This is a genomic window from Microbacterium terrae, from assembly GCF_017831975.1.
Lineage (GTDB): Bacteria > Actinomycetota > Actinomycetes > Actinomycetales > Microbacteriaceae > Microbacterium > Microbacterium terrae.
Genome location: NZ_JAFDSS010000001.1, coordinates 2016148 through 2040137, shown reverse-complemented (window position 1 = coordinate 2040137; position 23990 = coordinate 2016148). Strand labels below are relative to the sequence as shown.

Sequence of the window (23990 nt, the reverse complement as noted above, 5' to 3'; positions counted from 1 at the left end):
GAGGCTAGCGGCACCCGCCGACGTGAGCGCCGACGCGCCGCCGACCGGCGCGGTGCCGCGGCGGCGCCTGATCCGGCGCCGCGGAATCAGGCGCCGTCGGCTGCGGAGCCGCCGCGGTCGATGACCGGGATCGAGGCGAGGAGGCGTCGCGTGTACGACACCTGCGGCTGCAGCAGCACCTTCTCGGTCGGGCCTTCCTCGACGATGCGTCCGTCCTTCATGACGACCACCTCGTCGCACAGGTTCTGCACGACGCCGATGTCGTGCGAGACCATCACGAGGGTGAGTCCGTCGCGCACGCGCAGCTCGGCGAGCAGCTCGAGGATCTGGGCGCGGACGGTGACGTCGAGCGCCGAGAGCGGCTCGTCGCCGATGAGCAGGCGGGGCCGGTGCGCGACGGCCCGGGCGATCGCGATGCGCTGACGCTGCCCGCCCGAGAACTCGTGGGGGAACCTCGCAGCCATCTCGGGTTCGAGGCCCACGTCTTCGAGCACCTCGCGCACGCGCGCGCGGCGGTCTCCGTCGATGCCGAGGGCCCGCAGCGGCTCGGCGACGATGCGGCCGACGCTCATCCGCGGGTCGAGCGACGCATACGGGTCCTGGAACACGATGCCGGTCTGGCGGCGGAGCCAGTGCAGCGACCGCGCCGAGGCCGAGGCGTCGACGGGCCGCCCGTCGAACTCCACTGTGCCGGACGTGGGGGAGTCGAGTGCGAGGAGCAGCCGCACCAGCGTCGACTTGCCCGAGCCCGATTCGCCGATGATCCCCACGGCGCTGCCCGCGCGCACGTCGATGTCGGCGTCTTCGAGGCCGACGGTGAACTGCCGCTTGTCGAACAGGCGCGTCCGCGGCGCGGGGTAGCGGCGTGAGAGGCCGCGGGCGCTCAGCAGGATGTCGCTCATGCGATGCCTCCCGGTCGCCACAGCGTCGCTGTCGCGTCGCGCAGCAGGCCCTGCGTGACCGGCGACGCCGGGGCGGTCAGCAGGGTCGACACCGGGGCGTCCTCGACCACCCGCCCGGCTTCGAGCACCACGCCGTGGGTGGCGATCTGCGAGAGCACGGCGAGGTCGTGGGTGATGAACACCAGCGACATCCCGTCGTCCTCCGCGAGCGACAGCAGCAGCTCGAGGATCTCCGCCTGGATCGTCACGTCGAGGGCGGTGGTCGGCTCGTCGGCCAGCAGCAGTCGCGGCCGGCAGGCGAGCGCCATGGCTATCGCGACGCGTTGGCGCTGACCGCCCGAGAGCTGATGCGGGTAGCGCGCGACGATGCGGTCGGGGTCGGGCAGCGCGACACGCCGAGCCTCGTCGACCGCCCGGGCCGCGGCATCCCTCCTCGACAGTCGCTCGTGGATGCGGACCGACTCGGCGATCTGCCGTCCGACGGTGCGGATCGGGTTGAGCGCGGTACGCGGCTCCTGGAAGACGATCCCGATGTCGTCGCCGCGGAGCCCGGCGAGCTCGCGGTCGGGCAGCCCGATCAGCTCGCGCCCGTTCCAGCGGATGCTGCCGCTCGCAGTCGCCGCGGCGGGGAGGAGGCCGAGGATCGCGAGTGCCGTCATCGACTTGCCGGAGCCGGACTCGCCGATGATGCCCACCCGTGCACCGTCGGGCACGGCGAACGAAACCCCGTCCACCACGCGTCGGCCGTCGATCTCGACGACGAGCCCCTCGACGGCGAGACTCACGCGACCACCTCCGGAACGTGCGAGCGCGCCGCGCCGCGGCGGCCCGTCAGCGTCGGGTCGGTCGCTTCGCGCAGACCGTCGCCCAGCAGGTTGAGCCCCAGGACCGTGATCGTGATGGCCAGGCCCGGCCAGAGGACCGAGAGCGGATGCAGGGTGATGTAGCGCTGCACGTCGGCGAGGAGCACCCCCCACGACGGCTCGGTCACCGGTGCGCCGAAGCCGAGGTACGACAGCCCAGCCTCGGCGAGCACGGCGACCGCCATCGCCCACGACAGCTGCACGATGAACACGGGCGCGACGTTCGGGAGCAGGTGGTGCACCAGGTTCTGCCCGGGGGTGAGCCCCGACGCGCGCCCGGCGAGCACGAAGTCGCTGTGCAGGACCCGGCGCAGCTCCGGGCGCGTGACACGGGCGATGTTCACGCCGAAGCCGATCCCGACCGACCAGATCACCACCCACAGCGACCCGCCCCAGACGGCCGAGAGCATCATCGCGATGATGAGCACCGGGAACGCGATGAGGATGTCGACGAGCACGGCGACCGACTCGCGCACCCAGCGCGTGGTGAGGGCGCCGAGGGCGGCGAGGGCGATGCCGATGGTCGTCGCCACGACGCTCGCGCCGACGGCGACCACGACGGTGGTGCGAGCGCCGGCCATGATGAGGCTCAGCATGTCGCGGCCCGACCCGTCGGTGCCGAGCAGGTGCGGCCAGCCCGGTGAGCCCCACCGGTTGGCGATATCGACCTGCCGGGGGTCGAAGGGGGTCCAGACGAGCGACACGAGCGCGGTGGCGACGATCACGATGACGACGACGATGCCGAATCGCCCGGTCGACAGCGACCACAGGCGCGGCAGCCAGCCGGGGCGCGTGCCGGGCTCCGGGGTGCTCATGTCGCCTCCCGCTGGCGAGGGTCGAGAACGCGGTGGACCAGGTCGACGACGAACCCGACGATCAGCACGAACCCGGTCAGCGCGAGGAGCTCGCCCTGCACCTTCGGCAGATCGCGGGCGCCCACGTCGGTGACGAGCATCCGTCCGATCCCGGGGAGGGTGAACAGCTGTTCGATCACCACCGCGCCCACGACGATCCCCGCGACCTGCAGGCCGAGCACGGTGATCACCGAGAGTCCCACGGTCGGCAGGCCGTGGCGCACGAGCGCCGCGTTCCGGGTGAGTCCTTTGGCTGCCGCGGTGCGGACGAAGTCCTCGCCCACCGCCTGAAGCGTCGCGCTGCGGACGAACCGGAGCAGCATCGCGCCCTCGACGATGCCGATCGTGAGGGCGGGGAGGAGGAGGGCGCGGACGGCCGCCGCGGGGTCGTCCCAGCCCGACCGCGGGAACCCCTGCGCCGGCAGCCACCCGAGCCACACCGCGAAGACGACGATCAGCATCATCCCCGCCCACACGACGGGAACGGCGGCCAGGGCCTGCGCGCCGACGTTCAGGGCGGTCCCCGACGCGCGCCCGCGCGCCATCGCCGAGAGCACGCCGAACGGGAAGGCGATCAGCAGGGCGACGACCATCGCCATGACACCCAGCGGCACGGTGACCGCGGCCTTCTGGAGCAGCTCGTCCATCACCGGCGTGCCGGTGAGCAGCGACGTGCCGAAGTCACCGCGCAGCACTCCGCCGATCCAGTCGAGGTACTGCGCCGGGAGCGGCTCGTCGAGACCGAGGCGCTCCCGGATCGCTGCGACCTGTGCGGGGGTTCCGTCGGTGCCGGCGATCAGCTGGGCGACGTCGCCGGGCAGCACCCGCAGGGTGAGGAAGATGAGCACGCTGGCGACGATCAGCCCCACCAGCAGCAGGGCCAGTCGCGCCAGCGTGTCGCGGATCACTCCGCGACCGTCACACCCGACAGGTCGAGTCGCGAATTGATCGAGTCGACCGGGAAGCCCGCGACTCCGGTGCCGACGGCGGTGAGGGTCGCACCGTTGTACAGCCAGTCGGCGGCGTGGTCCTCCGACACGATGCGCGCGGCCTCCGCGAGCAGCGCCGCCGACTCGTCGGCATCCACCGTCGCCAGAGCCTCGGCGTACAGCTCTTGAACCTCGGTGTTGTCGTACTGGAAGTAGTAGTCGGGGTTCGCGAAGTTGCCGAAGTCGCGCGGCTCGACGTGCAGCACGAAGCTCAGGTCGTAGTCCTTGTTGGTGTACACGTCCTGCAGCCAGGTGGCGAACTCGACCTGGTTGACCTCCAGGGTGACGCCGACCTCGTTGAAGTCCGAGACGAGCACCTGCGCGACAGTCGTGCCGTAGAACGAGGGGATCGTGAGGGTGAGGTCGAGGTCGTCGACGCCGGCCTCGTCGAGCAGCTCGCGCGCCCGGTCGGGGTCGTAGCCGACCACGTCAGAGAGGTCTTCGTAGCCGGGGTCGAGCTCGGGGATGGGACCGTACATCGGCTGGCCCGCGCCGATCGCTGCGACCAGCTCGTCGTGGTTGATGGCGAGGCGCAGCGCCTCGCGCACGCGCACGTCGTCGAGGGGCGCCTTCGCGTTGTTGAACGCGAGCGTGCCCTTGTCGGTGGTCTTTCCCGTGGTGAGTGTGAACCCGGACTCGCCGTCGAGCTGCGGGGCGAGGTTCGGGTCGACGGCGGTGAGCACGTCGAGGCTGCCGTCGAGGGCCGCGTTCACACCCGCCGTGAAGTCGGGGATGTACTGCAGCACGACCCCGGCGACCCCGGCCGGGTCTGCCCAGTAGGCGTCGTTGCGGGTCAGCTCGATGCTGTCGCCCTGGATCCAGTTCGCGAGGAGGAACGGGCCTGTGCCGTTCGCGCCGGTCTTCAGATCGGTCTCGTCGCCGGCCTTGAACACCAGGCCCGCGGGCCCGGTGAGGGCGAACAGGAAGTTCTGGTTGGGCTCTGTGAGGGTGATCACGACAGTGCTGTCGCCGTCCGCGGCGATCGATGCCACACCGGCGAAGTCGCCGTGGCCGATGAGGGACTCGTCGTCTTTCACCTCGGTGTAGCTGGTCACCACGTCGTCGACCGAGAGAGCGTCGCCGCTGTGGAAGGTGATGTCGGGGTTCAGCGTGAACGTGTACGTGAGGCCGTCCGTCGAGATCTCGTACTCCGACGCGAGCGCCGGCTCGATCTCGTTGTCCTCGGTGCGGGTGACAAGGCCCTGGTAGATGTTGTCGATCAGGATCTGCTCGAGGGCGGCGCCGCTGGTGTGGCGGATGTCGAGGTTCGTCGGCTCCAGCACGAGGCCCACCGTCAGCTGCGCCGACGGGTCGGGCTCGCCCGTCTCGGTCGGCGCCGTGTCGCCGCCTCCGGTGCAGGCGGTCAGCAGCAGCGCGCCCGCGGCGAGCAGCGCGGCGGCGGTGAGGGAGGTGCGGCGGAGCATGGGGGTCCTTTCGAGGCGGAGCGCCGGGGTCGGGCGATCAGCCGGGGCTCTGTGCAGGCGGCGAACCGGTGCGGGACAACTCTAGGCAACGCGTGCGTGCCGGGCGCAGCCAGCTACCCGGAACGAAACACAAGCGTTAATCCTTCCTCGGGCCCCGCCGGAGGGCACTCATTCGCCGTCGGCGCGTCGGGCGAGGAGTGCCCCCAGATCGAGCGGTGCGTCTTCCTGAACGTTGTGTCCGGCGGGCAGGGTGAGGACGGATGCCGTCGGCAGGCGCCGGGTGAACTCGGCCGCATCCGCCTCGGTGACGTAGCCCCGCTCGCCCCGGATCAGCGTGGTCGGTGCCGTGACCGCCGCCAGGTCGTCCCAGCCGGACTCGCCGAGCACGGAGGCCACCGCGTCCTGCTGAGCCGCCGTCGCCTCCGCCGCCGCGGGGTTCGACGCCGTCGTGTTCGCGAGGTGCGCGAAGTGGTGCTTCCACTCGACGCGACCGTCGGGCCGCACGCGCGAGTTGAAGTACACCCCGCGCGCAGCCTTCCGGCGCGTCCCTCCGCCGAGTCCGAACGCGAGGGCGCGGTCGACGAGCTCATCGCGGGTCGCCCAGTCGGTGGGACCGGCGAAGAAGTCGCGGATCTGGGTCGGCCCGGCGTTCGGATCGACCCCCGGGGTGATGTCGACGACGACGAGCTCGCGCACCAGGTCGGGCCGCGCAGCCGCCAGGGCGGCGGCGGTGAGGCCGCCCAGCGATTGGCCGACGAGCAGCTGCGGGCGATCCGTCCACGCGGCGATGCCCTCGGCGACATCCGCGGCGAGCGGTCGCGCCGTGTAGGCCATGTCGTCGCGCCACGACGAGTCGCCGTGGCCGGGCAGGTCGATGGCGAGTGCCGCGAGGCCGAGCGCGAGGATCGTGGTGTCCCAGGTGTGCGCATTGAGTCCCGCGCCGTGCAGGAAGGTCACGAGCGGGGGAGCGTCTCCGTACCGCAGGGCGCTCAGCGTGCGCCCGCCGTCGAGGGTGAGAGTCAGACGCTCGCCCGTCGGCACGGGGCCGGCGATGCCGGCGTCTGCGGCTTGTTCGGGCAGGAAGGAGAACTCATCGACGGGTTCGCTCACGAGCCCATTCTGGCCCAGTCGTGCACCGCCCGGCTCCGGGTGGTCGTCGGTAGGCTGGCGGGCATGAGCGAAGAGCGTCGTGTGCACCTGTCGAGATCGGCCCGCCCGGCGTACCAGGCGCTCGCCGAGTTCTCGAAGTCGGTGGGTGCGGTCGCCGACGCCGCGGGGATCGAGCCCCGCCTGAAGGAGCTGGTGCAGATCCATGCGTCGCAGCTCAACGGATGCTCCTACTGCGTGCGCGTGCACGTCGAGCGTGCGGTGGCAGCCGGGGTCTCTGCCGATGTGATCGCTCAGCTGCCGGTGTGGCGGGACTCGGGGGTGTTCAGCGACCGTGAGCGGGCGAGCTTCGAGCTCGCCGAGGCGCACGTCTTCATCCACGAGGACGGCGTTCCCGACGATGTCTACAACCATGTCGGCGGCATCCTGAGTGAGCAGGAGTATGTCGCACTCAGCTGGATCCTGGTGTCGATCAACGCGTTCAACCGCGTCGCGATCGCGGGGCGCTACGCGGTGCCGCCGCGCGACGACCTGGCCGACGAAGACAGCGACGCCGCTGCGGGCAAGGCCTGGTGAACGCACACGGCACGGCAGCGGGCGCCCTCGACATCGCCGGGGCGATCAACTTCCGTGACGTCGGCGGGCTCCCGGCGGCCGGGGGGTCGACACGGGGCGGCGTGCTGTTCCGCTCGGGCAACCTCGCGCGGCTGGCGCCCGCCGGCATAGACGCCGTCCGCTCTCTGGGCCTGCGCCGCATCATCGACCTGCGAGCCGATGACGAGGTCGAGCACGAGCCGACGCCGGCGGGTCTCGCCGCCACGACCCAGCGCACCCCGCTCTTCCTCGGATCCGTGGCCTCGTTCTTCACCGAGGACGTGCCGCTCAGCGAGATGTACCGCCGACTCGTCGACGATGCGGCCGACCGCGTCGTCGACGTCGTGCGCGGCATCGTCGAGGAGCAGCCGGTGCTGGTACACTGCACGGTGGGCAAGGACCGCACCGGGGTGACCGTCGCCCTGGCACTCGCCGCGGCGGGTGTCGACGAAGAGGCGGTGATCGCCGACTACGCGCGCACCGAGTCGCTGCTGCCCGCGCGTCGCAACGCGCGGGTCGTCGAGATCCTGAGCGCCATGCACCCCCGAGCGCGCAACATCGAGGAGCTCGCGACGCGGTCGCCGGCGCCCGTGATGCGCGGACTCCTCGGCGACCTCCGCGCCCGGTTCGGATCGCCCCGCGGCTATCTCCTCGCCCACGGGCTGGCAGATGACGAGGTCGATGAGCTGGCCCGCACGCTCATCGTGCGCTGACCCGCGGTATCACCGGCTCGATGCGTCGTCATGTGACGAATCGACGCGAGTGAGGTAAGGCAACCCTTCGCCCGGGGTATGATGGGGTCATCATGACCACCACCGAGCACAGCGCAGCCGCCTGCCGCGCGTCGCGGCACACGCGGGTGCAGCACCTCATCACGGCCGACGAGCATTCGCTCGCCGACCTCGAGGCGCTCCTCGCGACGCTGCCCATCTGCTCGACCGGTCGCGTGTTCATCGAGGTTCCCGACGCCACCTGGCAGTCCGAGATCGTGGCACCGAGCCGCATGGTCGTCACGTGGCTCGACCGCTCGCGGCGATCGGGAGCACCGGGCACGAGCCGCGGCTGCGCCGCCGGCGAGGCGCTGGCGCGCGCGGTGACCGGCTGGGCCGACGAGATGCTCTGCATCGACGACGACCAGACCCGCGTGAACCTGCTCGGCGGCTACCTCGGCACCGCCGACATCGTCGACCACCTCATCGCGCTCGGCGTCGACGCGGCGCGCATCCACGCCCCCGAGCAGTACGGGATCGCCGTCGCCCGCTGAGCGACACCTGATCCGAGGGGCTGACGCCTCCGGGTCGATCGCCGCCTGTCAGACCGATCCGCGCGGCACGTAGTTGCCGTCCTCGAGGCCTGCCTCGATCTCGAACCGGTTCCGCAGCGGGTTCCTCCCCGCCGCGAGGTACAGCAGCGGCATCAGCAGGCCGTAGCGCCGCCACTGCCGCATGTGCACCGCCTCGTGCCGCAGCAGCCGGTCGCTCACCGGGGCGTCACCCGTGAGGAAGCATCCGCCGACGCAGACGCCGCCCCGCCCGAACGTCCAGTTCGGCATGCCGCGGAACACCCAGAGGCCCCCGCGGCGCTCGACGCGTCCGGTGCTCCAGAGCGACCCCCACACCCACCCGACCGCGCATCCGTACGCGTAGCCGAGAGCGCTGATCGGCGAGTCCAGCAGGAACCCGGGGATGAGGCGGTCGAGACGCCGGCCGCGTTCGAGCGCGCGATCCGCTACGGCGCGCCACCCCGCGGGTGGGGTCGGGATCGGACTCATGCGCCCACGCCCGTCGCGCCGAAACCCGTCGCGCAGACACCCCTCAGGCGGTCTCCCGTCATGCGAGCACCGAGACGACGCGCAGGATCGCACCCAGGTCGTCGGTCGCGGCGGCGAGCGAGGCAGGGGAGTATCCGGCGAGGGATGCGCCGACGAGTGGCATCCGCGCGCGCACCGCGGTGATCGCGGCGGTGATCTCGGCGACTGTCGCGCCGAACGGCTCGGGGTGGGCATTGCCCGCGAGCTCGGCGGGATCGAGCACGTCGATGTCGACGTGGATGAACACGCCCGACGCGCCGGTCGCGGCGACCGCGTCGGCCAGGGCGTCGGCGCGGCGGAGGGCGTCGACCGTCAGGACGGTGATGCCGAGTTCAGCGGTCGCCGAGAGCTCGGGTTCGTCGAACGACCGGGCGCCGGCGACGACCACGCGCTCGGGTCGCACGGTGCCGGCGTCGAGCGAGAGCCCGTCGACGCCGTGGCCGAGCACCGCGCGCAGCACCATGCCCGAGAAGGCGCCCGACGGGGAGGACTCGGGCGTGTTGAGATCGGGGTGCGCGTCGAGCCACACGACGGCGAGGTCTGCGGTGCTCCGGGCTGCGTGGGCGATCGGCTCGAGCGCGATGCCGCAGTCGCCACCGACGGTGAGCACGGGTTCGGTGTGCCCGGCGAGGGTTGCGGCGAGCTGCTCGCGCACGCGCCGCAGCGACGACAGCCGGCTGACGCCGGTCTCGAGCGCTTCGCCGGCTTCCATCGGCACATCGAGCACGGTGGTCGCCGACCTCGGCAGGTCGCCGGCGATCGCCTCGGCGCCGTCGATGAGCTGCATCGCGCGCGACGAGGGACTGCCCTGCCACTGCGGGACGACGAGATAGCGCGTCATCCTCTCATCATCCCGCACCACGGGCGGAAACGGCGTCGGGCGCCGCATCCGGCGAGGGATGCGGCGCCCGACGGTGCGCACGCGCGGGTTACGGCGTGTACGGCGCGCTCGGCGCGTCGATCGCCGCCTGCGACGGGGCTCCGCCCTTGAGCGCGGCCAGGCGCGCCTCGACCTCGGTGAGCTCACCGACGTCTTCGAGCTGGTTGAACTGGGCGTCCAGGCTCGATGCCGCGAGCTCCTGCTTGCCGGCAGCCAGCGCCTCCTGACGACGCACCTTGTCTTCGAACCGGCCGAGCTCGCTGGTCGGGTCGAGCACGTCGATCGACTTGACGGCGTCGTGCACCTTGTTCTGGGCCTCGGCGACCTTCGCGCGCGACAGGAGCTCAGTGCGCTTGGACCGCAGCTGGTCCAGCTTCTGCTTCATGCCGTTGAGGCCGTCCTTGAGCTTGTCGACGACCTCGGTCTGCGCGGCGATGGCCGGGGCGATCGCCTTGGCCTCGTTCTCCTCGCTGATCTGGCGCTGCAGCGCGATCTTGGCGAGGTTGTCGAACTTGTCGGCATCGGTCGTGTTGCCGACCCCGCGCAGCTGGTCGGCCTTGCGGCTGGCCGCGAGCGCCTTGTTGCCCCACTCGGCGGCCGCCTGGACGTCCTCCTGGTGGTCGCGCTCGAGCAGGCGCAGGTTGCCGATCGTCTCGGCGATGGCCGACTCGGCGTCGGCGATCGAGTTGGTGTAGTCGCGCACGAGCTGGTCGAGCATCTTCTGCGGGTCCTCGGCGGAGTCGAGGAGTGCGTTGATGTTCGCCTTCACGAGGGTCGAGATGCGACCGAAGATGGACTGCTTCGCCATCGGGGGTTCCTTCCTATCGGACAGATCGTTCGGTTGTGGGTCGGGAGATCGTAAGCGTGGGCGGGGCGTCGGATGCCGCGACCCTGCGCGCGGTGTGCGTCAGAAGCGACCACCCCCCCGGCGGGCGCGGGTGCCACCTCCGCCGAAGCTGCCGGGGCGCATGCCGCCGCGGGAGGAGCCGCCGCCGCCGCCGAACATGCCGCCGAGGCCGCCCGACGAGCGGGAGGAGCCTCCGCCGCCGAGCATCGAGTTGATCAGCACGCCGCCGAGGACCGCGCCGAGCATGTCGCCTCCGCCGCCTCCGCCCATGCCGCCGCCGCCGGTGCCGCCGAACGCGCCGACGTCGTTCTGCGCGAGCTGGATCGCGTGGCCCGCGAGCTGCTCGGCGCGCTGGGCGTGCTGGAGCGCCTGCTGCGGATCGTCCTGCTGCAGCTGCTGGGCGCGCACCAGCGACGCGCCGGCTTCGGCGAGCCGGGTGCGGGCGTCGGCGCCGACGGCGCCCCGGCGCGCGGTGATGTAGTCCTCGGCCGCCGACACCTGCGACTGGGCCTGCATGATGGCCCGGCCCACCGCCTGACGTGCGTGCTCGGCCTGCGCCTGCGCGTCGCGCACCGATTTCATGACGGCGTCGATGCGGTCGTCGGCCGCCTGGAGCCCCTGCAGCGCGATCAGCGGGCGCTTGGCCGTGCCGGCCAGGTGCGGGCGCGCGGCGTCGATCTGGCTGCGTGCGGCGGCGACGGCAGCAGCGACCTGCCCGTCGGAGTCGGGGAGGGCGCCGGCAACGGCGATGTCGGCTTCGAGCTCGGTCACGAGCGCCGCGGCGCTCCGCTCGCCCTCGGCGAGGTCGGCGGCGAGCTTGTCCACGGCGTCCTCGAGGAGCACGGCCTGACCGACCGCCTCTTCGGCCGCACGGATGCCCACGGCCGCAGCGCCGCCGTCCCCGGCGCCGATCGCCGTCTGCGCCTCGGTCAGCTGGGTCTCGGCGAACGCGAGGCGCGCACGCGCCTGGTCGGGATTGTCGACGATGGTCGCGAGCGCCTCGGGTGCGTACGAGCCGCCGAGCTCGGCGAGACGTGCGTCGGATGCCTCGATCGCGGCTGCCGCGGCGGCGCGGGCCTGCTGCACGCGGGCGAGCGCCTCGGGCGCGTTCTGCTCGAGCTTGCGCAGCTCGTCGAACTCGGCGGCCTTCGCATCGAGCGCCTCGTTGGCTTCCGCGCACAGCGCGATGATCCGCGAGTTCCAGGCTCGCGTGTCCGCTGGTGCGTCGGGGGTCGCGTCGTCGAGCTGCTGCTTGAGCGAGAAGGCCTCGTCGAGCCGATTGGTCGCGAGCGCGATCGCCTCCTCGAACCCGGCCGTCGCGGTGTCGCCGAACTGCGCCTTCGCGAACCCGAGCTCCTGAACGCTCGTCTTCACCGCGTCGTCGGTGTCGACGAGAGCGGATGCCGCCTGCCGGGCGAGCTCCTCCGTCGGGATCTGCTCGGCCGCGGGCGACGACGTCGTGCCCGTCGCACCGCCCTTCTTGCGCCGCCGCACCAGCACGACGATGAGGATGACCGCCACCGCGATGGCCGCGATGACCAGGATCGTCGTGAGGAATCCGCCGCCCCCGCCGCTGTCGCCCGCGGCACCGCCGGTGCCGCCGCCCACAGCGTCTTCGAGGCCGTCCGCTGCCGCGTCGACGGCGCCGACCCAGTCGTCCTGACGCAGCGCCGGCTGAATGCGCTCCTGCTCGATCGCGATGAGCTGGTCCTCGGTCACCGGACCGCTGGAGTCGCCCGAGAGGTAGTACGCGCGGCCTTCGGTGGCCACCGCGAGGAGGTATTGATTCGGGCCGAGGTTGTTCTGGTCGGCGGTGGCATTCGCCCAGCCCGCCGCGTCGGACGGATCGGTGAACTCGTCGACGAACACCACCCACATGTCGACGTCGGTCTCGTCCGACAGCTGCTCCAGGCGTGCCTCGGCCTCGGCCGTGTCGCTCGACGAGAGCACTCCGGCGTCGTCGAGCACGAAGCTCGACCCGAGGCTCACCGGCTCCGTCGCGGACGCCGGGCCCGCCACCGCCACGAGCACGAGCGCGACCGCTGCCGTGAGCGCCGCTGCCCCTCGCGCCAGCATCGAACCCCCTCCGAAGCCGCCGTCGCGGCTCTCCCTCCGCGAGTCTATGCAGGGGAGCCCGCGGCCCGGTAGCCCGCCTGGGCAGACGCACAGCGACGCGGGTCGCTGCACCGGGGCGACGTGCACGACGGGTAGCCTGTGCGATTCGGAGGAGACATGGAAGATCGCTACGGAACCGATGTGCTCGCTGCCGGCTGGCGCGAGCGGAGCGCGAAGACGCTTCCGCGCGTGGAGGCCGCGCACGACCTCGTCGTCGAGGTCGCAGCCGACGGCTACTGCGGGGCGGTGGTCGGGTTCGCATCGGGCATGGTCGAGCTCGAGGACCGCCACGGTCGGCGCCGTCTCTTCCCGCTCGGCCCCGGCTTCCTCGTCGACGGCGCCGACGTCGTGCTCACCGCACCGACGGCGACCGCGCCGAAGGGCCCGCAGCGCACCGCGTCGGGATCGTTCGCCGCGCCGGATGGCCGTGCCCGCGTCGCGCGTCCGAGCCGGATCCTCGTCGAGGGCCGCCACGATGCGGAGCTCGTCGAGAAGGTGTGGGGCGACGACCTGCGCGCCGAGGGCGTGGTGGTCGAGTACCTGCAGGGAGTCGACCTGCTCGCCGATCTGCTCGAGCAGGAGCCGCCGTCGGCGCAGCGCCGCTACGGCGTGCTCGTCGACCACCTCGTGCCAGGGTCGAAGGAGTCGCGCATCGCCGACACGATCATGCGCGGACGGCACGGCGCGCACCTGCTCATCGTCGGGCACCCGTGGGTCGACGTCTGGCAGTGCGTCACCCCGCGCGCCATGGGCATCGAACGCTGGCCCGACATCCCGCGCGGCATCGAGTACAAGGTGGGCGTGTGCCGCGCGCTCGGCTGGCCCGCGCGCGACCAGGCCGACATCGCGCGGGCCTGGCAGCGCATCCTCGCCCGCGTGAAGACATACCGCGACCTCGAACCGGCCTTCCTCGGCCGGGTCGAGGAGCTGATCGACTTCGTCACCGTCTGACCGCTGGTCGAGCAATCGGCGGGTGGGGCTGTCGCCGGCGATCGGTAGCCTGGAGGGGTGTCCGATCCTGCCGCGCAGATGCCCGCACCCCGCACGTTCCGCGAGGAGCCGGTGTCGTTCGTCCGGCGCGGCGGACGGATGTCGGACGGGCAGGAGCGGGCGTGGACCGACCTGTCGCCCCGGTACCTGCTGGATCCGCCGCGCGACGTCGCCTCGACGAGCGTGCTCCCCGGATCGGCGATCGACCCCGCCGCGGTGTGGGGGCGCGATGCGCCGCTCGTCGTGGAGATCGGCTCGGGGCAGGGGCACGCGATCGTGCACGCCGCATCCGCGAACCCCGACACCGACTACCTCGCCGTCGAGGTGTTCCGCGCCGGCCTCGCGCGCACGATGCTCGACGCAGATCGCGCCGAGGCCGACAACCTGCGTCTGGTCGAGGCGAACGCGCCCGAGGTGCTGCAGCATCTGCTGCCCGAGGCATCCGTCGACGAGATCTGGATCTTCTTCCCCGATCCGTGGCACAAGAACAAGCACACGAAGCGCCGTCTGATCGCGACCGGGTTCCCCGAGATCGCGGCGCGGGCGCTCCGCGACGGCGGCATCCTGCGTCTGGCGACCGACTGGGAGGACTACGCGCTGCAGATGCGCGAGGTGCTCGGGGGCGCCGCCGACTTCACGCCGGCGTTCGAGGGGGAGTGGGCGCCGCGCTTCGACGGACGCGTGGTCACGGCGTTCGAGCGCAAGGGCGCCGCGAAGGGCCGCGACATCCGCGACCTCGCCTACCGTCGACGACCGCGGCCATGACCCACCCCGTCGATCCGACGGGCCCGAACCCGGTCCCGCCGGATCCGGAACCGGAGACCGATCCGCAGCGCGCGGGACGCGACAGTCTCCGGGTGCTGCGCCCCCTCGGGCACCGCGACTTCCGGGTGCTGTTCGGTGCCGTCGTGCTGTCGGTCTTCGCCGCCGGCATGTGGGCGGTCGTCATGGTGTACTCGGTCATCGCCGCGGGCGGCGGACCCCTCGAGCTCTCGCTCGTCGCCGCAGCGAACGCGACCGGCCTGCTCGCGTGCGCGATCCCGGGCGGCATCGTGGCCGACCGCATCTCGCGCCGCACGATCATGCGGACGGTTGAAGGGGCGAACCTCGTCGCGATCACCTCGATCGTCGTGGCGGGGTCCGTCGCGACCGTGACCATTCCCCACCTGACGGTCGTCGCCCTGATCCTCGGCGCGGGCTCGGGCTTCTTCTTCCCGGCGTACAGCGCGATGCTGCCCCGCGTCCTCCCGGCGGGGCAGCTGCTCGCCGCGAACGGCCTCGAGGGCGCGATCCGCCCCGCGCTGCAGCAGGCGGCAGGACCGGCGACGGCGGGGATGCTTCTGGCCGCGCTCATCCCGAGTCAGGCGGCGATCGTCATCTGCGTCGCGTACGCCCTGGCGTTCGTCGGACTGCTGCTCCTCCGACCCGAGCCGGTGGCTCCTCACGATGAGGCAGCGCGGGCGAAGTCGGTGTTCCACGACCTCGCCGAGGCGGTGGTCTTCACGGTGCGCACGCCCTGGCTGTTCGCGACCCTGCTGTACGCCACGGGGTGGGTGCTCGTCTCGCTCGGGCCCGAGGAGGTGCTGCTGCCCTTCGTGCTCCGGGAGCGCGTGGGGGAGGACCCCCGCCTGTTCGGTTTCCTCCTCGCGGTGTACGGCGCCGGCGGGGTCGTCGGCTCGATCGTCGTCTCGTCGATGAAGCTGCCGCGCCGCTACCTCACGGTGATGAACCTCGTGTGGGGCGTCAGCACACTGCCCTTCGTGATCATCGGCCTCACCGACCAGTACTGGCTGATGCTCGTCTCGATGTTCGCCATCGGATTCGGGTTCAGCTACGGCAACGTCATCTGGGGCACGCTCCTGCAGCGCCGCGTGCCGCGCCACATGCTCGGCCGCGTGTCGAGTCTCGACTTCTTCGTCTCGCTCGCCCTGATGCCCCTCTCGATGGCGCTCGCCGGCCCGATCGCCGAGGTCGTGCCGCTGTCCACGATCTTCATCGTGGCCGGCATCCTCCCCCTCGTCTTCGGCATCGTCGCCATCGTGTGGGCGCGGATGCCGCAGGATGAGATCGAGCACCCGCTGCACGATTGACCCGCACCGACCTGCAAGGAGTCCGCGCGCACATGCCCGCCCACCCCGCCCCCGCCCGCGTCGTGACGCTCCCGGCATGGTCGTGGCGCCTCGCGCCGGCACTCCTCGTGTGCCTCGCGGCGCCCGCGTTCTTCGTCGCCCGCATCCCGTGGCTCGGCTGGGTGCTGCTGGCCGGTGGACTCGTCGTCGCCTGGCTGATCGAGCGGCGGGACGCCGACGGGCCCAGCGCCCCGGACGACGACCCGGCGGCAGGGGGCATCCGTCGACCGTCGCTGGTGCGGGACCTGTCGCTGATCGCGGTGGGGCTGCTGATCGTCAGCGTCATCGATCTGAAGGCCGAGCTCGACAACCTGTCGATGCTGCGGTTCACCCTGGCGCTCGGCGGCGCGGTAGCCGTGCCCTACGTGATCTCGCGCTGGGTGTACCGCGACCGTGCCATCCGCTTCCCGTGGCGCGGCGGCGGTCGGTGGAGCGCCTTCCAGTGGACGTGGCTGGTCGCCGTGCTCGGGCTCGGCTGGCTGATCCTGCCGTTCTACTTCATCACCTCGGGTGTCTACCTCAACTGGCCCGTCGTCGACACGCCGGAGCTCATCGCGCGGCTGTTCGTGGGCGTCGGCGCCGTCGGCATCTGGGACGAGCTGTTCTTCATCTGCACGTGCTTCGCGCTGCTGCGGCGCCACTTCCGGTTCTGGCAGGCGAACACGCTCCAGGCGGTCGTGTTCGTGTCGTTCCTGTGGGAGCTCGGCTACAAGGCCTGGGGCCCGCTGCTCACCATCCCGTTCGCACTCCTCCAGGGCTTCATCTTCATGAAGACGCGCTCGCTCACGTACGTCGTGACCGTGCATCTGCTGTTCGACGCCGTCGTGTTCCTCGTGCTCGTCCACGCGCACAACCCGGGCGTCCTGGACGGACTCTTCCTCGTCTGACCGCTGGCCGGGGACTGCCCAGGGGCTGCCCAGCGGGAGGGGATAGGCTCGGCCACGGATCCCCCACCCGGATCCCCGGACGACGGATCAGTACCCGGTGAGCGACAAGACTGGCCAGGAGCACAGTCATGTCGTGGGTCATCCTCATCCTGTCCGGCGTCCTCGAGGCGGTCTGGGCGACCGCGCTCGGCAAGTCCGAGGGCTTCACCAAGCTCTGGCCGAGCGTCGTGTTCGCCGTGGCGCTGGTCGCCAGCATGGGCGGTCTCGCCTGGGCGATGCGCGACATCTCGACCGGCACGGCCTACGCGGTCTGGGTCGGCATCGGCGCCTCGCTCACCGTCGCCTACGCCATGATCACCGGCGACGAGGCGTTCTCGATCGTCAAGATGCTTCTCATCCTCGGCCTCGTCGGCTGCGTCGTGGGGCTGAAGGTGGTCGGCCACGAGTGACGGGCGACGGATGCCGCGACACCGGCATCCGCCTCGTGCGGGGATCCTCCTCTGACCGCCCGACGTGAGTCCGTCGCAGATGAGGGCTCGGTGAGGGTCCGCGTCGGGGCCTCGCTCCCTGTGGGGTTCCTATGGGAGCATCCGCCTGGGAGCGATGGCGACCCCGCCGTCGCGGAAGGGCAAGATCATGCCGTTGAAAGCAAGGCACGTCCTGGCCGGGGCCACCGCCGCGGCCCTCACGATCACTCTGGCGCTCGCCGCACCGGCGAGCGCCCACCCGCCGCATCGCGATGACCTCGGCTCGTCGCTCGCGAAGGGCGTCAAGGTGAAGGCGGTCATGAAGCACCTCGAGGCGCTCCAGCGCGTCTCCGACAAGTACGGCGACCGCGCCGCCGGCCGCCCGGGTTACCAGGCCTCCGTGGACTACGTCGTCCGCGAGCTCAAGAAAGCCGGTTATCGCCCCGAGGTGCAGGAGTTCGAGTTCGACTACTTCGACGAGAACAACGCCCTCGAGCGCGTCTCGCCCCAGCCGACCTCGTACGTCGATGAGTCGGACTTCCTCCGCAACACCTTCGACACGGGCAGTCCCGAAGGGACCGCCACGGGCGCACTCGTCCCCGTCGGGGTGGTGATCGTCGAAGACACCGACCCGGCGAACAGCAACTCGAGCGGGTGCGAGGCCGAGGACTTCGCCGGGTTCGCCGCGGGCTCGATCGCGCTCATGCAGCGCGGGACGTGCGGTTTCGCCGTCAAGGCGCTCAATGCCCAGGCCGCGGGAGCGGCGGGTGTCGTCATCATGAACGAAGGCCAGCCGGGACGCACGGGCCTGGTCGGCATGATCGGCGACGCGACCGGCCTCACCATCCCCGCAGTGTTCGCCACGAGCGACACCGGCGAGGACCTCTATTCGACCCCCGGTGCGACGGTGACCGTCACCGTGGACTATGACGAGGAAGTCCGGACCGCGTACAACGTGCTCGCCGAGACGAGGTCGGGCCGAGATGACAACGTCGTGATGGCCGGGGCGCACCTCGACAGCGTGCAGGACGGCGCGGGCATCAACGACAACGGAACCGGCAGCGCCGCGCTGCTGGAGACCGCGATCCAGATGAAGAAGTCGAAGCCCAACAACGCCGTGCGCTTCGCATGGTGGGGCGCGGAGGAGAGCGGCCTGCTCGGATCGGAGCACTACGTCGCGAACCTCGCTCAGGAGGAGGCCGACGACATCGCCCTCTACCTGAACTTCGACATGATCGGCTCGCCGAACTACATCAACGGCGTGTACGACGGCGACAACTCGAGCGGCACCGCGGATGAGGGTTTCATCCCCGAGGGGTCGGCGCAGATCGAGGACGTGTTCGAGGCCTTCTACGAGCGCCGCGGCGAGCCGTTCCAGGACACCGAGTTCTCGGGGCGCAGTGACTACGGACCGTTCATCGCGATCGGCATCCCCGCCGGTGGCCTGTTCACCGGAGCTGAGGGGGTGAAGACCGCCGACGAGGCCGCCCTGTACGGCGGGGTCGCGGGGGCCGCGTACGACCCGTGTTACCACGCGGCGTGCGACAACCTCACGGGTGAGGGGCAGGATGCCGCTCTCTACGACCAGCTCGATGCGGTCTACGCATTGAAGGGGAACGTCAACGTCGGAGCGCTCGACGTGAACGCCGACGCGCTCGCGACGGCCGTCGGCGCGCTCGCGACCGACACCTCCGCGGTCAACGGCGTCGAGCCGCCCAAGCCTGGCAAGCCGGGCAAGGGCCACGGGAAGGGGCACGGAAAGTGGGGCGACCGCGACCGCGGCCATGAGCACGACATGAAGGACCGGTTCAGCCGGTGACGGCGGCGCGCTGACGGCGCGCACCACGCGACGGGCGGATGCCGGGAGTTCCGGCATCCGCCCGTTTGCCGTTTCGGCGCACCGAACCTCATTCGGCGCGCCGAATCGTGCACGATGGGTCCCGCGTGAGGGAACGGTCCCCCGCTCGGGGAGGCCGTGTGTCGTTCGTCAATCTGCTCATCGTCGCCGTCGGCGTCTCGGCCGACGCGTTCGCGGTGTCGCTCGCGCAGGGTGTGCGCGTGAGGCGCCACATCCATCGCGACGCGCTGCTGGTCGCTGTCACGTTCGGGCTCTTCCAGGCGCTCATGCCTCTTCTCGGGTGGCTGCTCGGAGCGCAGTTCAGCACGCTGATCGCTCCGGTGGACCACTGGGTCGCCTTCGCGCTCCTGCTCCTGGTGGGCGCGAAGATGATCTGGGAGGCGCTTCGCCCGGGGGAGGCGGATGCCGACGCGGCGGGCCGCATCCGCGCGCGTGAGCTGCTCGTGCTCGCCGTCGCCACCAGCATCGACGCGCTCGCCGTCGGCATCACCTTCGCATTCCTCGACGTCGACATCCTGCCCGCGGTCGCCGTGATCGGACTCGTGACCGGGGCGCTCACCTATATCGGCGTGGTGCTCGGCCACCGCGTCGGCACGCGATTCCAGAAGCCGGCTGAGATCGTCGGCGGACTCGTGCTGATCGGCATCGGCGTCAAGGTCCTCGTCGAGCACCTCTCGGCCTGACGGGGCGGCGGGCGCTCCCCATATCCTGGGCGGCATGGACTTCAGCCAGTTCTTCACCGGCACGATCACGTGGTGGGATGCCGCGCTCGCACTGATCGCGCTGATCGCCGGCTGGATCGGGTCGCGCATCGCCAAGCGCACGGCGCTGCGGCTCATGCGGCGCGTGCCCGGCACGACCCCCGCGGCGGCTCAGGTCGTCGCGCGGGCCGCGCAGTACACCCTGCTCCTCCTCGGCTTCGGCATCGCACTGGCGTTCCTCGGCGCGAACGTGCAGCCGCTTCTGGCGATCTTCCTCGTCGTGGGCGTCGTCGCCGTGCTGGTGCTGCGCGGCGTCGCCGACAACTTCGCCGCCGGCGTGCTGATCCAGACGCGCAAGCCCGTCGAGGTCGGCGAAGAGGTGATGGTCGAGGGCATCGATGGCGAGCGGCTCTCGGGAACCGTCACCGACCTCAATTCGCGATCCGTCGTCGTCACGACCTTCGACGGCCGGGTCGCGCACGTGCCGAACAGCGCGTTCCTCGGCTCGACGGTCATGAACCACACGCGTCACGGCATGCGTCGCGCCGAGGTGCAGGTGCGGTGGGAGCGCACCGAGGTGCTCGTCGACACGGTGACGGATGCCGTGACCGACGCCGTGCGCGCTGTCGGGCCGGTGCTGGCCGAGCCCGCCCCGCAGCTGCTGTTCGTCGCCGTCTCGCCCGAGCGCGTCCGCGCACGCGTGCAGTTCTGGTTCGATCCGACCGATGCCGTGAGCGCATCCAGCGCGGTCGTCCGCGCGATCGGCGACCTGTTCGACGAGCGCGGCTGGCAGGGTGCGGTGTCGACCGACACGAGCCAGCCGCTGGTGGTCGGCCCGGGCGCGGTCTGACTGCGACGCGTGCGAACGCTGAAAGGCCGCCCTGACGGACGGCCTTTCAGCGTTGCCGCCGCTCGCGGTAGCTGCTCGGTCCGGAGCTCAGATGACCAGCCTCGCGGGTCAGACGCGGCCGCGGCCGCGGCCTCACTAGTGACTGAACCGAGCTGTGGCACTGTACCGACAACTTTGGTGACTTACTTTATCTGGGTATACCGCTCGCGTATACTGGGATAAACAAAGTAGGTGGTGGAATGCTGACCGACGTTGAACTGCTCCGCAGAATGGAGCGCGCTCCGCTGCGGACGGCGCGCTATGCGGACCTCGAGGAGCTTGGCAGCAACGTCTGGCGCGCCCTGGACCGGCTCGCCGAGCAGGGCGCGGTCGCACGGATCACCAAGGGTGTGTACACCGTGCCGCCCGCCGGTGAGGACGGTCGCACCTGGAAGCCGACGATCGAGGCGGCTGGCCTGGCGGTAGCAACCGCTCGGTTCGGAGAGCGCAACGCCATCCTTATGGGCCTCGGCGCTGCGCGCCACTGGACCGCGATCCCACGCGCGATCGCGGTCACGACCGTTGCGGTGCCGGAGCTCCGACAGCCGGTGAGGCTCGACGGCGGAGGCACCGTGCATATGATTCCTCGCGACCTCGACCGGGTGGAGGCGCAGCTCGAGGACACCGAGCTCGGCGAGGGCCTGGTCACCACGCCGCGTCAGACGATGTACGACCTGCTGATGAGGCCGAACCAGGGCAAGCTGCCGGATGCGGCTCGTGATGCCGCGCGGAATTTCCGCGGGCAGGTAAGCGGCGATGATCTAGCAGAGATCTGCGAGTGGTACGGCCGGGCTAACGACGCCGTGCGAGACATGGTCCGCGACCTCAGGTATGGACCTTTCGTTGCCTGACCGGACGATCCCCGGCGTGCTCGACCCGGAGGAGCGCCGCGCGGTCGAGGGGCAGTTCGGCGTCGGCGCCCGGCAGGTCGTCCGCGACCACGTCATCTCCCATGGGCTGGCCGCGATCGCGGCGGCCGCGCAGGGCGACGTCGTCTTCTTCGGAGGGACAGCGCTCTCTCGAACGCTGCTGCCGGGGCTGCGGCTGTCTGAGGATATCGACCTGATCGCGCTCGGTAACCGGCGTGAGGTTGGCGCGCGCATCCAGGCGGAGTTCCAGCGCCGGTTCCGGCGCACCCTGGGTGCTGTGACGTTCATCCCGCCCCTCGGCGAAGCGCCGCACTCGCAGCCGTCGATCCTTGAGGTCAAGGGCACGCGCATCCAGGTGCAGCTGCTGACCTCGGAGGGTTACCCGCCCTGGCCGCAGCAGCTCGTCGACCTCGAGCAGCGGTACAGCGACGCCCCGCCCGCAAGGCTGCAGGTGCTCACTCCGCCAGCGTTCGTCGCGTCCAAGCTCACCGCCTGGGAGGACCGGCACGCACCGCGCGACCTGTACGACCTCTGGGCTCTGGCCGAGAGGGGCTGGATCAACGAGGCTGCCGCGGAGCTCTATTGCCGCTACGGCCAACACACGACCCTCTCGGGAATCTCCTTCACCGAAGTGCCAAGCGAGCGTGATTGGGAGGCGTCGCTCGCACATCAGTGCGTCATCTCGACGACGCCACAGCACGCAGCGAACGTCGTGAGAGAAGCGATCACAGCGCTCTCGTCATGACGACGATGGTCACACGCCGGCTGCGCCGGCTGTTCGATTGCTTTCGTGGTCGGAAACGCTGAAAGGCCGCCCTGACGGACGGCCTTTCAGCGTTTGTGCCCCCGACAGGAATCGAACCTGCGACCTTTGGTACCGGAAACCAACGCTCTATCCCCTGAGCTACGGAGGCGTACCGATCGAGGTTACCACCCGGCGAGGGCCGCTCCGTGACGTCGTGGCCGGGTCAGGGTGTGAGGTCGGCCTCGTCGATCGTGGGCGCATCGGCGACCACCTCGGCGGCTCCCGACAGGCCGTCCAGCGCTTCGGCCAGCCGCTCAGCCAGGTAGGCGTGACCGTCGGTCGACGGGTGGTCCCGGCCGATCTCGCCGGTGTCGATCACGTCGAGGTAGTTCGCCTCGGTGATCCACTCCTGCTCGATCGGCGAGATGTACCACCAGCTGCGGGCGGCCGCGAGCGCGGCGAGGTCGGCGTCGATCCGGGCCGTCGCCTTCTCCACCGGCAGCACCTGCGGTGCGGGTCCGAGGATGACGATCTGCGCGTCGGGGTAGAGGGCCGCGAGCGCGTCCCACGCGGAGACGACGGCGTCGCGGTAGCCGGCGGGGTAGAGGCGGCGATCGTTGATCGAGCCTTCGACGATGATCAGGTCGAGGTCGAGCGACGGGTCGAGCGCGGCGATGCGGGTGCCGTAGTCGGGCCCGTCGATGCCCGCCTTGAGATACCCGCTGCCGCGCACGCCGTCGACCGTGGCATCCCAGCCGAGGTTCTCGGCGATGCGGTACGCGAAGCCGAGCGTCGGCACCTCGGCCGCCGATCCGTACACCCACGAGTCGCCGAAGATCAGCACGCTGGCGTCGTCGGGCACGTCGAGAGCGGCGGGCGCGGCTGCGGCGACGGGCTCGTCGACCGCGGCGACCGGCGCCGAGGTCTGGGTCCACGGGCGCCAGGCGGCGACCGCACACACCAGCGCGACGGCGAGGGCGACACCCGCGAGGGGGAGCCACGGACGCCGTACGCGGAGGCGTCCGTGCTCGTGCATGCAGGAAGGATACGTCACGTTTCCCAGATGTCCGCATCCGCTCCGATCAGGGTTTCCGTGCCGCGTGGACGGGGTGCGCGAACCGAGCCTGGGAGCCTGCTCGACCGGGGCTGTGGACGCGCGCAGGAACGGGTGCCGAGCGCATGCGAGGATACTTCGGTGCAACGCGTCGTGACCGCTGAGATGGACCTGGATCTGGGGGCCTCCATCGACCTCATCTTCCAGATCTCCGCGGCCCAGGGTGTGCCGGTCTCGAGCGAGCAGCTCACCTTCACGCAGGGCGATCGCGTGTACACGCCGACCGAGATCGTCGACCAGTCGGGCAGTCGTCTGCACCGCCTCACCGGCGAGCAGGGCCGGCTCGAGGTGCGCTACGAGGCGACCGTCGAGGGGCACTCCTCGACCCGCGCCACCAGCGACCTCGAGGCGATCACGTACCTGCGGCCCAGCCGCTACTGCCAGTCCGACGAGGTGTTCCAGCAGGCGCGCCGTCAGTTCAAGGGCATCCACGGGCACGAGCTCATCGCGGCGGTCTCCGACTTCGTCGCGACGAGCACCACCTATACGCCGGGGCTCAGCCAGGGGACCGACAGCGCCGTCACGACGCTGATGACGGGTCAGGGCGTATGCCGCGACTACGCGCACGTCGTCATCGCGCTGCTGCGGGCGATGGACATGCCCGCCCGCTACGCCGCCTGCTTCGCCCCCGGGCTCCAGCCGATGGACTTCCACGCGGTCGCCGAGGCCTACCTCGACGGCGCGTGGTACGTCATCGACGGCACCCGGCTCGCGAATCGCCGGTCGCTCGTGCGCATCGCGACAGGGCGGGATGCCGCAGACTGCGCGTTCCTCAGCTACCACGGCGGCTTCGTCGGCCTCGAGCGGCTCCGCGTCGACGCCTGGGTCGTGCCGGATGCGCCGACGCTCGACGGCCTCGACGCGCTTCCGGTCGACGCCGATCCCGCGGCCGACGACTTCGCGTCGCTCGTGCAGCTGGCCTGACCTCCGGGTCGCCCGTGAGATCGGCGCCACGG

At 71.1% G+C, this 23990-nt stretch carries 25 protein-coding genes, 1 tRNA gene and 1 riboswitch; of the genes, 14 read left to right on the top strand and 12 right to left on the bottom strand.

From position 1 onward, the window contains the following. Window positions 1-86: 86 nt before the first annotated feature. The 6 genes from JOD63_RS09490 to JOD63_RS09465 all read right to left on the bottom strand — a co-directional run bounded on the left by JOD63_RS09490 (window position 87) and on the right by JOD63_RS09465 (window position 6142). A complete protein-coding gene (locus JOD63_RS09490) occupies window positions 87-902 on the bottom strand; it encodes an ABC transporter ATP-binding protein (RefSeq protein ID WP_045274793.1) in 816 nt (271 codons plus the stop codon). After that, the gene (locus JOD63_RS09485; RefSeq protein ID WP_045274792.1) at window positions 899-1687 is read right to left on the bottom strand and encodes an ABC transporter ATP-binding protein; all 789 of its coding nucleotides are present in this window, start codon (window positions 1685-1687) and stop codon (window positions 899-901) included. The genes JOD63_RS09490 and JOD63_RS09485 overlap by 4 nt, the downstream gene beginning before the upstream one ends. Continuing rightward, on the bottom strand, window positions 1684-2580 hold the full coding sequence (locus tag JOD63_RS09480; RefSeq protein ID WP_045274791.1) for an ABC transporter permease: 897 nt from the start codon (window positions 2578-2580) through the stop codon (window positions 1684-1686). The genes JOD63_RS09485 and JOD63_RS09480 overlap by 4 nt, the downstream gene beginning before the upstream one ends. Continuing rightward, window positions 2577-3527 (bottom strand): ABC transporter permease, encoded by a 951-nt coding sequence (locus JOD63_RS09475; RefSeq protein WP_045274790.1) that lies wholly within the window; start codon window positions 3525-3527, stop codon window positions 2577-2579. The genes JOD63_RS09480 and JOD63_RS09475 overlap by 4 nt, the downstream gene beginning before the upstream one ends. Further along, window positions 3524-5032, bottom strand: coding sequence for an ABC transporter substrate-binding protein (locus tag JOD63_RS09470; RefSeq protein ID WP_045274789.1), 1509 nt, complete (start codon window positions 5030-5032; stop codon window positions 3524-3526). Before JOD63_RS09470 ends, JOD63_RS09475 begins: the two co-directional genes overlap by 4 nt. 168 nt (window positions 5033-5200) lie before the next feature. After that, window positions 5201-6142, bottom strand: a complete 942-nt coding sequence (locus JOD63_RS09465; protein ID WP_045274788.1) for an alpha/beta fold hydrolase — start codon at window positions 6140-6142, stop codon at window positions 5201-5203. Between the two features lie 63 nt (window positions 6143-6205). On the opposite strand from JOD63_RS09465, the gene JOD63_RS09460 reads away from it, so the two are divergent. The 3 genes from JOD63_RS09460 to JOD63_RS09450 all read left to right on the top strand — a co-directional run bounded on the left by JOD63_RS09460 (window position 6206) and on the right by JOD63_RS09450 (window position 7997). Next, window positions 6206-6715 (top strand): carboxymuconolactone decarboxylase family protein, encoded by a 510-nt coding sequence (locus JOD63_RS09460; protein WP_045274787.1) that lies wholly within the window; start codon window positions 6206-6208, stop codon window positions 6713-6715. Further along, entirely contained in the window at window positions 6712-7446 is a 735-nt protein-coding gene (locus JOD63_RS09455; protein ID WP_045274786.1) for a tyrosine-protein phosphatase, read from the top strand. The genes JOD63_RS09460 and JOD63_RS09455 overlap by 4 nt, the downstream gene beginning before the upstream one ends. Window positions 7447-7538: 92 nt before the next feature. Further along, the gene (locus JOD63_RS09450) at window positions 7539-7997 is read left to right on the top strand and encodes an SIP domain-containing protein (protein ID WP_045274785.1); all 459 of its coding nucleotides are present in this window, start codon (window positions 7539-7541) and stop codon (window positions 7995-7997) included. Between the two features lie 48 nt (window positions 7998-8045). Here the strand turns inward: JOD63_RS09450 and JOD63_RS09445 are convergent, their stop codons facing one another. The 4 genes from JOD63_RS09445 to JOD63_RS09430 form a co-directional block, all read right to left on the bottom strand. Next, window positions 8046-8504: a hypothetical protein gene (locus JOD63_RS09445; protein WP_045274784.1), complete on the bottom strand. Its 459-nt coding sequence runs from the start codon at window positions 8502-8504 to the stop codon at window positions 8046-8048. A gap of 58 nt (window positions 8505-8562) precedes the next feature. Further along, window positions 8563-9384: an arginase family protein gene (locus tag JOD63_RS09440; RefSeq protein ID WP_045274783.1), complete on the bottom strand. Its 822-nt coding sequence runs from the start codon at window positions 9382-9384 to the stop codon at window positions 8563-8565. Between the two features lie 88 nt (window positions 9385-9472). Further along, complete coding sequence (locus tag JOD63_RS09435) at window positions 9473-10231, bottom strand: PspA/IM30 family protein (protein WP_045274782.1); 759 nt, start codon at window positions 10229-10231, stop codon at window positions 9473-9475. 99 nt (window positions 10232-10330) lie between these two features. Further along, window positions 10331-12346: a TPM domain-containing protein gene (locus JOD63_RS09430; protein ID WP_045274781.1), complete on the bottom strand. Its 2016-nt coding sequence runs from the start codon at window positions 12344-12346 to the stop codon at window positions 10331-10333. Window positions 12347-12502: 156 nt separating this feature from the next. Between JOD63_RS09430 and JOD63_RS09425 the strand changes: the two genes are divergently transcribed. The 10 genes from JOD63_RS09425 (at window position 12503) to JOD63_RS09380 (ending at window position 21920) form a co-directional block, all read left to right on the top strand. Next, on the top strand, window positions 12503-13336 hold the full coding sequence (locus tag JOD63_RS09425) for a DUF3097 domain-containing protein (RefSeq protein WP_045274780.1): 834 nt from the start codon (window positions 12503-12505) through the stop codon (window positions 13334-13336). A 78-nt stretch (window positions 13337-13414) separates the two neighbouring features. Next, window positions 13415-14140, top strand: coding sequence for a tRNA (guanosine(46)-N7)-methyltransferase TrmB (gene trmB, locus JOD63_RS09420; RefSeq protein WP_045274834.1), 726 nt, complete (start codon window positions 13415-13417; stop codon window positions 14138-14140). 92 nt (window positions 14141-14232) lie between these two features. Continuing rightward, a complete protein-coding gene (locus tag JOD63_RS09415) occupies window positions 14233-15465 on the top strand; it encodes an MFS transporter (RefSeq protein ID WP_407664995.1) in 1233 nt (410 codons plus the stop codon). 32 nt (window positions 15466-15497) lie between these two features. Beyond that, a complete protein-coding gene (locus tag JOD63_RS09410; RefSeq protein ID WP_211088086.1) occupies window positions 15498-16391 on the top strand; it encodes a CPBP family intramembrane glutamic endopeptidase in 894 nt (297 codons plus the stop codon). Between the two features lie 53 nt (window positions 16392-16444). Next, a riboswitch (guanidine-III (ykkC-III) riboswitch) is annotated at window positions 16445-16510 on the top strand. Window positions 16511-16519: 9 nt separating this feature from the next. Further along, window positions 16520-16840: a DMT family transporter gene (locus JOD63_RS09405; RefSeq protein WP_045274111.1), complete on the top strand. Its 321-nt coding sequence runs from the start codon at window positions 16520-16522 to the stop codon at window positions 16838-16840. A 187-nt stretch (window positions 16841-17027) separates the two neighbouring features. Further along, entirely contained in the window at window positions 17028-18677 is a 1650-nt protein-coding gene (locus tag JOD63_RS09400) for a M28 family metallopeptidase (protein WP_084613296.1), read from the top strand. Window positions 18678-18835: 158 nt separating this feature from the next. After that, window positions 18836-19399 carry a manganese efflux pump MntP gene (locus tag JOD63_RS09395; RefSeq protein ID WP_045274112.1) on the top strand — a complete coding sequence of 188 codons (564 nt, stop codon included), beginning with the start codon at window positions 18836-18838 and terminating at the stop codon, window positions 19397-19399. A gap of 34 nt (window positions 19400-19433) precedes the next feature. Beyond that, entirely contained in the window at window positions 19434-20267 is an 834-nt protein-coding gene (locus JOD63_RS09390) for a mechanosensitive ion channel domain-containing protein (protein WP_045274113.1), read from the top strand. Between the two features lie 239 nt (window positions 20268-20506). Continuing rightward, complete coding sequence (locus JOD63_RS09385) at window positions 20507-21157, top strand: type IV toxin-antitoxin system AbiEi family antitoxin domain-containing protein (protein WP_052682253.1); 651 nt, start codon at window positions 20507-20509, stop codon at window positions 21155-21157. Next, on the top strand, window positions 21150-21920 hold the full coding sequence (locus JOD63_RS09380; RefSeq protein ID WP_245243892.1) for a nucleotidyl transferase AbiEii/AbiGii toxin family protein: 771 nt from the start codon (window positions 21150-21152) through the stop codon (window positions 21918-21920). The genes JOD63_RS09385 and JOD63_RS09380 overlap by 8 nt, the downstream gene beginning before the upstream one ends. A 96-nt stretch (window positions 21921-22016) precedes the next feature. On the opposite strand, the gene JOD63_RS09375 is transcribed toward JOD63_RS09380, so the two are convergent. Further along, a tRNA-Arg gene (locus JOD63_RS09375) sits at window positions 22017-22089 on the bottom strand. A 54-nt stretch (window positions 22090-22143) separates the two neighbouring features. Next, window positions 22144-22956: an SGNH/GDSL hydrolase family protein gene (locus JOD63_RS09370; protein ID WP_045274115.1), complete on the bottom strand. Its 813-nt coding sequence runs from the start codon at window positions 22954-22956 to the stop codon at window positions 22144-22146. Window positions 22957-23115: 159 nt separating this feature from the next. Between JOD63_RS09370 and JOD63_RS09365 the strand changes: the two genes are divergently transcribed. Next, entirely contained in the window at window positions 23116-23958 is an 843-nt protein-coding gene (locus JOD63_RS09365; protein ID WP_045274116.1) for a transglutaminase-like domain-containing protein, read from the top strand. The last annotated feature ends 32 nt before the right edge of the window (window positions 23959-23990 follow it).